The following is an 11,469-nucleotide window of genomic DNA, read 5'->3' on the forward strand; positions in this document are numbered from 1 at the left end:
ATTTGGTTACTCGCTGCCAGTTATATTTTAGTTTATATCGTACGCACCGCCATTAACGACTGGGGAAACTTGTACTTAACCGAGCAGCATCACTACAGCCTAATCAACGCCAATGCCGCGCTGTCTTTATTCGAAGTAGGTGGATTTATTGGTTCACTGGTAGCAGGTTGGGGATCGGATAAATTATTTGCTGGTAACCGCGGCCCGATGAACCTCCTATTCGCGATTGGTATCTTCTTATCGGTTGCCGCGTTATGGCTCATGCCTATGACGCACTTTATATTTCAGTCAGCGGCCTTATTTTGTATCGGTTTTTTTGTGTTTGGGCCACAAATGTTAATTGGTATGGCGGCGGCAGAATGCTCTCATAAAGACTCTGCAGGGGCGGCAACCGGCTTTGTTGGGCTTTTTGCCTACATGGGCGCAGCACTGGCCGGCTATCCGTTGGCCATCATTTTGGAACACTACCAGTGGAATGGTTTCTTTATCACCATTGCTCTCTGCGCTGGAGTCATCGGCTTACTGCTGTTGCCTTTTCTTTTGGCTCAATTGCCGATTAAAAGTCAGCGCCACATCACACACCATTGAGCAGCAATTTCGAACAAAATGTCATCACGGATAAAATATAATCGCGAAAGGTCAACAGCCCCTAATGACCTCTCACTATGCCCAAACAACTTGGAGTTGCAGATCGGCGGCAAGTGAGTTCATCGCCATAAGCATAGACAGGCTATGTGATTACAGTCAACGAACGTAGCCCCCGGCAGATTCAAGTAAGAAGGGGATTATAAGCGGTGCTACTGATGCACTTTAAAATGGCTCATATGCTGGCTCAACTGTTGTGCCAACGCTTTCAACTCCTGGCTGGCATGTTCTGATTGCTCACAGGCATTGACCGTCTGGGCAACCGCATCATTAATATTAGCGATGTTGCGGTTAATTTCATCAGAAACAGAAACCTGCTCACTGGCGGCACTGGCGATCTGAATATTCATCGCGTTAATCGTTTCAACGGTGGTGGTAATTTCATGCAACGCGGTACCGGCTTGTTCGGCCTGCTGAACAGAATGTCCCGAGCTATCAATACTATGCTGCATCACATTGACGGCCTGTTTTGAACCTTGCTGCAGCCGCTCGATCATGGTTTGGATTTCTTCGGTCGACTGCTGAGTTCGGCTTGCTAAAGCTCTGACTTCATCAGCAACCACAGCAAAACCTCGCCCTTGCTCACCGGCACGGGCCGCTTCAATCGCGGCATTTAACGCTAATAAGTTTGTCTGCTCGGCAATACTACGAATCACCTCAAGCACGGCATCAATATCACGACTCTGCTGCTCTAACTGTTGAAGTACTTGTCCGGTCTGTTCAATATCATTCGACAGCTGATTTATTCCCCCAACCACCAAAGCCACGATCGATTGTCCGTCGAATGTTGCTTTATTGGCTGCTTCGGTTGCCTCTGCTGCTTCAGCAGCATTCTTCGCGACTTCCTGCACCGTTGCGACCATTTCATTCATTGCCGTGGCCACTTGCTCGGTTTCCGAATGCTGCCGTTGAATGATACTCCCAGTTTGCTCAGTCACCTGAGAAAGCTGCTCTGCGGCAGAATTCAGCGATAGAGAAACTCGGTTTGCTTGCACGACGGTATCATGCACTTTGTTCACAAAGTGGTTAAATTGGCGCGCTAATTCTCCCACTTCGTCTTTAGCACGGTCATCCAACCTCAATGTGAGATCACCATCACCATGTGCAATATCAGCCATCGCTTTCGCCGCTCGATTAATTGGGCTGGTAATGCCCAGCGCAATCAAATACGCAGCAAGCAAACCTAATACCAGCGCCGCTAACGCTCCCCACATGGCTTGGTACAACAGCCCTTGTTCCGCTGCCACACTGTGGCTACGATCCATCGCAATTTCTATCACCGCGATCGGATGACCAGAATAATCAGGAATGGTGTGCAGATAGGTCGCTAACGGTTTCCCTTTTAACTCACTGCGACCCTGTTCGAATTCAGCTTGCCCTTTAAATACCGCCATGATTTGCTCGGGTGCGCTTAACATGACGCCATCTGTAGTAGAAGCAAAAGTGCTTACCTGACCATTTTCAACGGTATATAAATTAACATCCACACCAAAGGACTGTTTAAACTGGTCAAAAAAGGTCTGATCAAACGACATGCCGAACTCCACGGAGCCGACATGCTGCTTCTGGTAATAAACCGGAACAATGCCGCGAATGCCAATTCCTGCGACCCCTTTTTCCAATCCCATGATCGTGCGCTGAGACTGATTGGTGATCACAACGGTTTTACGAAACGAGGCGAGATCGTCGCCAAATTTCTCTGGCTTATGAGCACGAAGAAAGGAGATTGCCGGCGGAGTATGAAACTGAAATTGTCTCACACCATATTCTTGTGCCACGGTTTTAAACATCGGTATCACACGGCTTGCTAGCGCTTGGCGATCTCGATAGGCAAAATCCTGTTGGATTTCAGGCGTTAGAGCAACCACTTTGGCCAACCCAGTAGCTAAATTGCCACTGCTATCGATCCGCGCCAGAGCGATATCATAAAAGCCCCTCAATTCGCGCATCTCAGCCACCTTCACCGCCTCTCGCGACTTCGACAATGATAGTGCGATGGTTAACGCCGAAACTAACACCACCAGCAAGCTTATCGCGAACATCACGCGAGTCTGAATTTTAAACTGGTCAAACATACCGAATCCCTTGTTTTGCACTTTTATTTACTATCGGTGAAGTGCAAGATTTGTGAACCTGCTAAACATCATCCAATTGATCTATCTCAATCTTCTTAACATAAATATTAGGATATTTAATACAGGTCACAAATCATTTGGGAACGCGATCCTCAATTACGTCAAGCCGGGCTCACTACTTTGTCTTTCTCGCTATTCTGGCTGATATAACGCCATCCGAGTCGAGACTTTTTGCAGATACTGTTTTGTCTCGTCGTAAGGTAAATGCTGGATCAACCGTTGATACACTTGTTCTGGTGTAAGTTGATTGATAATCACAGCAGCTTGACGAATATTGGTCGAGCGATCGGGGTTAAAAGTACGCGCCACATTACCGGCACCGGTATTGTAAGCGGCAATCGTACAATATAAACGGCTTTGATCATCGGTAATCGCTTTGAGATAACTACTATTGAGAATATGTAAATACGCCGCCCCCGTTTCAACATTAATCTCAGGCTGATATAAATCAGCTTCTGTCATCGGCGCATCAATCTGACGTATCCGTCGATTCACATCATGCCCTGCAGTCGTTGGGACGATTTGCATTAAACCAAATGCAGGCACATGCGATTTTGCTTGAGGACGAAACGCAGATTCACTGTGCATGATGGCCATCACCAGTGCTGGATCTAACGCCCATTTCCCGCTTTCTTCCAGCGCTAACGGTTGATAGGTTTTTGCCCTCGTCGCTAAACTATTGTTCGGTAAGTTGACTTTATAACTGATGATTTTTTTCGGCGCTTGTGGAGCCGTAACTTCCTGATCGGTCGCCTGCTCTGTGGAAGAATTTGTAAGCGGTTGGCGGTGAGCTTGATACTGCTGGCTAATGACCATTATTCGCGCTTTCGCTTCATCAAGTAACGCCATTTTTTTTCGATAGGCCCGCTGGTAAATAAAATCATCAGCCACCCCAATATTCGCCGCAATGAGTCGGTCGGCCTGAATATCATATTCATTCATTTGCGCGTAGGTTTGCTCAATGATAAATTTTTTCTCTTTTTGCTCTTGGGTCACCGAGTAGTCAAGGTTTGCGGTAGAGACTTCCGCTTGAGTCAAATCTAAAGTTTCACCATCGGAAAGTTGTGCTTGCGCTTCGATGAGCTGACTCACCTGAGCTTGATCCATTGAAGGGTCGACTAATACCGATACCACTGCGGTATTATTTTCATAATCGACGACCCTTTTGACCGCGTTGCTCTCACTGTAAGTCACTTCGGTGGACGAATCGGAGAGTTCTGCGCTTCCCCAACGATCAATTAACGCCAGACGCTGTTGATCAAGTTGAGTGGTATACGCGTCTCGCCACGCTTCATACTCATCTAGCCGTGCATCAACATACTTCTCAAATTCTTGATATTGCGCTTGTTTACTCTGTTTTACCTGCTCGGTTGCTTGAGTGAGTTCAGCAAACGCCGCCTCTGAATTGGCCACACTCACTGAAGATAACGTACTCAATAACAATACCAAGAGGGGCTTTTTTGTGCCTTTCATCATTTATTCCTGATAAAAAAGGCAGGGATAAACACCCTGCCTGATAAAAACCATCATTAACTCGTTTAATCCAAGTTAAATTATAACGCTTTCAATGAATTGAGTGCTTCTGTTAAATCTTGGGCCGCTTTTTCACTATTAAATTGGGCCCATAATTTTGACTCTTTACTCGCTTCATCCACCACTTGGTTGACGTTTTCTTGATAGGCTTCTTTATCCATTCCTACCAATACATAAAGGCCGCCCGCCGGGCTTACTTGGCTCACAATCAACTTACTGTTTGATAAACTGCGTGTGACTACGTTTTTGGTAACGTTCTCAAACGTTTCTACCACATTTTCTACTGCAGCCTCATTGCTGGTTTCTACTGAGCTTTGTACCGCTTGCTTAAACATATTGTTGACATCAGTTTGGAACTGAGAAGCAAGCTGTACTCGTGCGTCATTGATCGCGACTTTACGCATCACACTCATACCTGCAGCGCTTTTCTTCGCATAGCCTGTGGCACCTGCGGCAAGATCTTTAGGCATGACATCACAGATCCACGCCGGCGCTTCAACAGACGGGGTATCAGGAAAAGTACATTGAGCAAACTGCTGCGCTTGTTCAACGGTTTGAGTACTGCTACATGCGGCAACAGAGAGCGCAAGCACACTCATTACTATTGTTTTTTTCATCATTCATTCCATATTATTGAACGGTCAAAACACCATTATAAGTTCTTAAATTTGCACTCAAGATCTAACCAACTTTTACAAGGATTAGGTACAACCTGAGCTTGATCCCCTTTGCGGATCTTCAGCGCAGTGTCCTCATCAATCGTCACCCATGAGAATTTCGCCTTAATACCATGCTCAGGGTTATTGACAATGGTTCCCTTGCCGACACCAAAAGTTTCTAGCTCGCCATCTTCACTTTTCATAATTTTAGAGAAGGCAATTTCATCTTTCGGTTGGATATTTTTATCTGACCCAACGCCAATTTTCACCATACTACCGCTTTCGCATTGACGCAATTCTAATACTGAAGCCTTAGCCGCAAGCAATGACTTTAACTCTGCGCTGTATTCAACGGCTTCAGCCGCCGCTTTACTCGCTAACCCTTGATAACCCGCATCACTGATTGGGCAACTTGAATTACGCGTCTCGGTAGAGGCATACTCATCACCTTTAATATCAATGCGTTTTACTAATGCCATGTCAGGCAGTGAGACAACTTTAACAATCCCTGCGACTTCCATTTTGTAGCTACATTTGGCTGGCACATGCACGGTTTCGCCTTTTTTATTTTTATAGCTGCGCGCTTCACTGAAAGACTTAGAAAAATCCAGATTGGTCACTTCAGTTAACACCGCATAATCGGCAATTGGCACACCTTTAGTATTATAACGACCACTTTGCTCGGCTAGCTTAATTTCACCTTTCAGTTTATTCGCCAATTTACGATCAACCAGCTCGGTACCGGTTTCAACGATTTGGCTTTCCAGTGAGTTACGAATCACCGATTGCACACGATCTTGCGCCACATCTCTAAAGTTGACGTCCACGGGTAACACAATCGCTTTAACATCTTGGCTCGCTTTCGCAGGAACCTCTGACTCCAAAAGAGGAACAGACGTATCCGGTGTACAAATAGGGACTGGCCCCATCGAAATACAGCCAGAAAGTAATGTAGACACACCTAGCGCCACTGCAGTTTGTTTAAACATTAAGATAACTCCATCGTTTTTTTTATTTGAATCCTAGTGAAGACCATAAACCTTGTTGTTCAATCAACTCCATCAAGTGACGCTGAGCGCCTTCTTGTGAAAGAGCATAATTGGATAAGGAGTTGCCACTAGAGATAATTTCATTACTGGCGAGAATAGTTCCGTTCTGCGCTTGGAGTGTAAGCGACGTGAACAGAGTGGAAATATAGGCATCGCCGACCCGACTTTGCCGAAGCTCTGAGGTCAGGATAAGGGAATGAGTTCGCTTGCTTGAGCGATTAAAGCTGGTTTTTAAACGTTGAGAAGAAAGCTTATCCGCTAATAACTCAGCACTTTTATGATTATTTGCAGCAGCCACCACTTGAATCAGGATAGATGATTGCGCCTGAGCAACTTGTTTCTCTAATTGCTCAATTTGCGGTGCCGCTGGAGCTGAGGCACCAAGCGAACGAAGCATTGCTTGGCGTACCGCAACATGATTCATCTCACTTAATAAATGACGGCTTTCTAACCACCAAGGAAGCACATCTTGATGGCCTCGTTTACTGATCTGCGCCTTTGCTTGGCGATCACTGTGTTGAATATCCGCTTGCAATTGAGCGATCACGGTGGCTCGGCTCACTTGAGCTTGCACATAATACGCAATGTCGTTTTTTTCTACTTTCGGATATTCAATCCCGGTTAATGTTACCGTCGCCGTTTTACTATTGACTTTATTATCCACCAGAGAGCTACTAACGGTGTTGGCGTTTTGACTTTGAAAAACATCGCGAGAAGAGAAAGAGGAATCGATCTGAGTCCATAACTGAGCGTTGATCTGGCTCAGGGCCATTTGTTTCGCTTGTTCTAAACTGCGCCCTTGTCCAACCGCGACAAGATAGATCGGATCATTAGTTTCTGGTAACGAATACCAACTGGGTGGGTTCGTTGATTGGCAAGCAACTAAAAACAGCGCCAGCAAAGGCAAAAGGAAGTTTTTCTTGACAGTAAACATAAGGAGAATTGGCCAAATCCTGACATAAAAGTAACATTTGCGTACTATAGCTTGATTTATTCTGACATGAACACCTTTTTTGGGAAAAATATCACTTTTTTATGAAACAGAGCAGACTTTTCCCGATTAAAAATCAACAGCTATCCCCATCTGGATATTGAGTAATTTAGCTTGTTGATAATCTAACTTGTCACTTTGTATACCAAGCGTAAACCATCCCCACTGTCCTTCGACACCCAGCGCCCCAGTTTGCAAATTGTAGCTAAGTTTAGAGTAAAGACGATCCTGCCATTGCATACTCCATTCAAGGTCGGTTAACCAAAGCTTATCAACGTATAAACTTTTTACACTATAAGCTTGTTGTTGATAAACCATCCCCAAACGAGAATGATATTTCACTGGTAGTCGTTGTGTTTTATCCCGAAATCCTTCCACTCCATTAACCAAAGGTTTAATCGAAACAAAACCATGCTCATCCGTTTCAGCTGTCGCAGTATTGGCCGTCGCTGAGGTATAAGGCATATCCTGCCAATAAATAGCACTATAAATATCTTGCACTAGCAAAGAGGCAAAGCCATAGTCATAAAATTGCCAGCTGACCCCAACATCCGTGGTATAACCAAAATAACTCGAAGGAGCATCAACCTTTCTTTTTAGCAAGGCATCTTCGGTATAGGTGTAATCTAACTGGAGTAGCCCAGTATATTCCCCCTGACCTGTGTCACCCGCGTGTCCATGTAAACGGCCACTCATCATTTCACTGGCCTGTAAATAACTAGCAGATAGATGCCATATCCATGGCTGAGATACATCCGACGTCCACGCCAGTTTAATGCCTTGGCTGATTAAATGCTCAACGCGTAAGTCAACATCATAACGTTTACCCGTTTGCATATCTTGCCGATTGACCGATTCGCCATAAAGCCGCATGGTGTCAGGGCTAAAACGTAGATACCATTCATAACGGCTCAATAAAGAAACCGAGAGATGCTGATAACGAACTCCCAATTCGGCTTGATTAAAAGTTAACGCATGCTTCGCTGGGGTATAAGCCATTTTCTTACCCTTGACTAAAGGATAAATCGCGTTATCTTGCGAATACCCAAACGCCTGATTCTGACTGAAAAGTTGCCAATCGGTATTCGGTTCGGATAATGGAAACAGACTTAAGCTTGGCAATAACAAAAAAACACTCGACATGATGACATCTCAATAAATAAGGAGCCCCAAATGGAGCTCCTTAGCGCAGGTAATAAAAATTAGAATAATGATTCAAACTCACCGTTGCTATAACGAACAATACTGGTATTTTTAACATACTCAATCGTCGCTACGGTTTTGTTACCAACCTTGATCTCACCTAAGATCTCACCTTTCTTATCGCCTTCACGCAATACCGCTGTCGCTTGCGCATTAGCCAGTTCAACGGTGAGTGTTTGATCCTCTGCAAGCGTGTTGATTTGAGTCTTAAGGTTTAGTGTCTGATCGTTATAGACCACAGCACCATTAACATTGAGCAAATCAAATGCAGGGCGAGCAGCTTGTAGACTAACTTTAGCTAGCTGTGGTTTCGCAGGATTGACCTCTGTTTCTAAGCTGGCGGTTACTGAGCCACGTAAGAAATCCGTCGCGGTTTCCTCATCCAGTGACCAGTTTTCACCATCTTTACTGCACTTAGAACTGCCCAAATAGAGCCCATCTTCATTTTGGTTGCTCGAAGTATGATGTTCATCAATCCAAGATGCAGCATCACGCATACAAGATAGATACACCACCTTATTCGCCGGATTATCCAAATTAATCGCTAGGTTTAATTTAGCCAACTGCTCAAGATAGTTTAGCTCGGTATTAAAGGTTAAGTTTAATTTCTCTGCCGCGATAGTTTGGCTTTCAAATTTGGTATGACTACCCTCATTCGGGCCATCCTTCCAGTTACTTTGATTATTGTTCAGTTCCACCCCAGCAACTTTGGCTTTATCTGCACTAAAGGTGATCGTTCCACTTAACTCGATAGTCTTTTTATTTTGATCTTTGGCGGTTAACGTAACGCCTTCAAGCTTAAGCGCCAGTTTATCCGCCGTTAAAGCATACTCTTCTTCATAAGAATAAGCGTACTCTTGAGCCTCATCATCCCAAGGCTTATTATTTTCCAACCTTGCTTCTTGACTCTTAAACTCGATCACCTGTGCCAAACCACTTTCGGCAGTTAATGTTACCTCACCTGAAGTCACACTTAAGCGGGTGATCGTTAGTTCAATTTTTGGCGCATGATCTTGTTCACGCTGCCAACCATCCTCGCTAACCGTTGGCTCACCACCTTCAGGCCAGTTGACGCTAGCAACCACAGCCAGATCTAAAGTATCATCAATTTTCAGAGTATAAACACCATCCGCAGCGCTAATAGCTTCATCATACTCCCCTGCTTCACCTTTCAGCCGGTCATCAACTTGATGAGCAATCGACATCAAGCCGCTTTGTAGCGCTTCAAAGGCTTGTGCCATATCATCTTCAAATAACTCGCTAGGGATCGCCTGTAATGAATCCCCCCACTGAGTTAACCCCAAGCGTAGATCCCCTTCTTCACCAGCAGCGTTATACACAGTACGCACTTGCTTAACTAAGTCTTGTGCTTTGGTAATGTCGTTATTTGGGGTCGGCTTCGGAAGCTCGATTTTATCTGGGACACGATCCTCTTTGTTTAAACTATTACTTACATCACTTAAACTAACGGACGGTTCTACTTTTTTTAATTCCGTTTCTAAAAACGTTACCGCACCACTAGAATTACCTAACGTCCCTGTAATGACGGTTTTATCGTCATCTGTTAATCCAGCACCGTTATTAAATTTATCTGTGATAGCAAAGAATGACTGGATAGCACCTTCATTTTTCTCAAATAAAGCTAATGACAGAGCCGCCACTTCAATAGAGGCGGCGTTATTTTCATCAGCTAACGCGGCGGTTACTGCTGCTGGATTGGTTAAGTCAACCGCACCAAGCTGTTCAATATTCGCACTCGCAGGAAGCCCCAAGGTTTGAGCAATAACACTACGGTTGCGAGTAATCGCTTCAGGAGACACCTGATCACCAACCATATTACGAGCAGTATACTGGGCAACAACATCGGTTAATTTGGTCATATGAGCGGTAATATTTTCCGCATCAGGAGCAAGAATCGAGATTAATTTGAAATTATTGTCAACCGGGAAAAACTCACCAAATTTCGTGTCACCCTGAATACAAGCCTGATAATCACATTTCATTTGCGTGTTTTTTTCAGGATGTTTCTTCAACACAAATAATAATGCTTGCTTTGGCGGTAAGTCGGTAAAGGAATAACCGCCATCCTCTCCTGTGGTAGTGCTAACCAGTGGTGTATCACATGCCTTATTTTGAACATTCGCTGCAGTGGCAGGGCACACCTCAACTAAACCATCTTTTACTAAGCCTTTATTCACCACGCCTGAAACGCTCGCTTTTGCTTCAGGGGTTTCTTTATCTGAGCTACTGCTCCCACCACAGCCCGCTAAGGCTAAAGAAGAGAGTATAGCTGTTGCCACTAACGTTTTTTTCATGAGCCGATTCCTGTTTAGCTACATAGTTCAACGGTAAACGTAAAAAAGTGATTTTCTACGCAAAATTATTGTAGGAATCATACGGTGATGTTTTTATGATTCATAAAACAAATTTATTGTTATTATATAAAAGTGTGATCTATGCAATATATTGATTGGCAATGTGCATGCTTTTTTCAGATCCATTTAAGTGACAACTCAATCCCCCCACTAATAACCACTTTAGGAAAAGCTTAACTGTGTCATTGTACGGACAAAAAGCACGTACAAAAAATCCTCGAACTTGCGCTCGAGGATTGATGACATAGGGCCATACTCATGGCTCTTTTCAATAACAGATAAGCTTAGTTTTTCCTCACCGTAATAATAGGCGCACTGTTATCCGCCGCATTGAAGTCGAAATGGTAGCTGCCTGCTTCGGCTATTGTGATGCTGATATTACCACTGGCACCGCCAGCTTCCATCGTCAAAGGTGTACCAAGTACCAGCGCACCTTGAGCACCAAAGTTAGTTGCATCAGCCCAGTCGGCACTGGCTACTTTCATCTCATAGCTTCCTACCGCTAGCGTAATATCGAGTGAGTAAATATCATTGGCAACATAACTAAACTTAGCAGCAGAATCTGGCGCTGGCGTCTCCCAACTTGTGATAGTGCCACGTAGGTACAACGCTGTTTCACCAAATGTAGGCGCATCGGCAGCTTTGGTGACAGAGACCACCGGTTTGGCTACGCTTTCATCTTGCTCATTCACGGCGTTTAAGATGAAGTTGTACTTACCTGTTTCAGCAACCGTAAGTTTACAATTTGCTTCTGTACCTAACTCAAGAGAGCCATTGTCTAAATCCGCATCAGCACAACCGATGTTGGGATTTGCCCAGCCTGAATCCGCAAATTTGAACTCATGCTCACCAGCCTCAAGAACGCCAGTGACAGAGTAC

The 11,469-nt window shown here is 44.7% G+C and carries 8 protein-coding genes and 1 pseudogene; 1 reads left to right on the forward strand and 8 read right to left on the reverse strand.

The features are described from left to right. On the forward strand, window positions 1–588 hold a 588-nt coding region (locus tag B7C60_RS17930), incomplete at its 5' end, for an MFS transporter (protein WP_245868602.1). 209 nt (window positions 589–797) lie between these two features. On the opposite strand, the gene B7C60_RS05355 is transcribed toward B7C60_RS17930, so the two are convergent. The 8 genes and pseudogenes from B7C60_RS05355 to B7C60_RS17935 form a co-directional block, all read right to left on the reverse strand. After that, window positions 798–2,720, reverse strand: a complete 1,923-nt coding sequence (locus B7C60_RS05355) for a methyl-accepting chemotaxis protein (RefSeq protein ID WP_099610768.1) — start codon at window positions 2,718–2,720, stop codon at window positions 798–800. Between the two features lie 192 nt (window positions 2,721–2,912). Next, window positions 2,913–4,253, reverse strand: coding sequence for a transglycosylase SLT domain-containing protein (locus tag B7C60_RS05360; protein WP_099610769.1), 1,341 nt, complete (start codon window positions 4,251–4,253; stop codon window positions 2,913–2,915). A gap of 80 nt (window positions 4,254–4,333) precedes the next feature. Continuing rightward, window positions 4,334–4,930, reverse strand: coding sequence for an LPP20 family lipoprotein (locus tag B7C60_RS05365; protein WP_099610770.1), 597 nt, complete (start codon window positions 4,928–4,930; stop codon window positions 4,334–4,336). 35 nt (window positions 4,931–4,965) lie between these two features. Next, the gene (locus B7C60_RS05370) at window positions 4,966–5,961 is read right to left on the reverse strand and encodes a hypothetical protein (protein WP_099610771.1); all 996 of its coding nucleotides are present in this window, start codon (window positions 5,959–5,961) and stop codon (window positions 4,966–4,968) included. Window positions 5,962–5,983: 22 nt separating this feature from the next. Then, on the reverse strand, window positions 5,984–6,955 hold the full coding sequence (locus B7C60_RS05375) for an LPP20 family lipoprotein (protein WP_099610772.1): 972 nt from the start codon (window positions 6,953–6,955) through the stop codon (window positions 5,984–5,986). 126 nt (window positions 6,956–7,081) lie between these two features. After that, a complete protein-coding gene (locus tag B7C60_RS05380; RefSeq protein WP_099610773.1) occupies window positions 7,082–8,155 on the reverse strand; it encodes a hypothetical protein in 1,074 nt (357 codons plus the stop codon). A gap of 59 nt (window positions 8,156–8,214) precedes the next feature. Beyond that, on the reverse strand, window positions 8,215–10,530 hold the full coding sequence (locus B7C60_RS05385) for a hypothetical protein (RefSeq protein WP_099610774.1): 2,316 nt from the start codon (window positions 10,528–10,530) through the stop codon (window positions 8,215–8,217). Between the two features lie 344 nt (window positions 10,531–10,874). Then, window positions 10,875–11,469, reverse strand: a pseudogene (locus B7C60_RS17935) (pullulanase-type alpha-1,6-glucosidase); the annotation flags it as partial.

Source organism: Vibrio fujianensis, from assembly GCF_002749895.1.
In the GTDB taxonomy this organism is placed as follows: domain Bacteria; phylum Pseudomonadota; class Gammaproteobacteria; order Enterobacterales; family Vibrionaceae; genus Vibrio; species Vibrio fujianensis.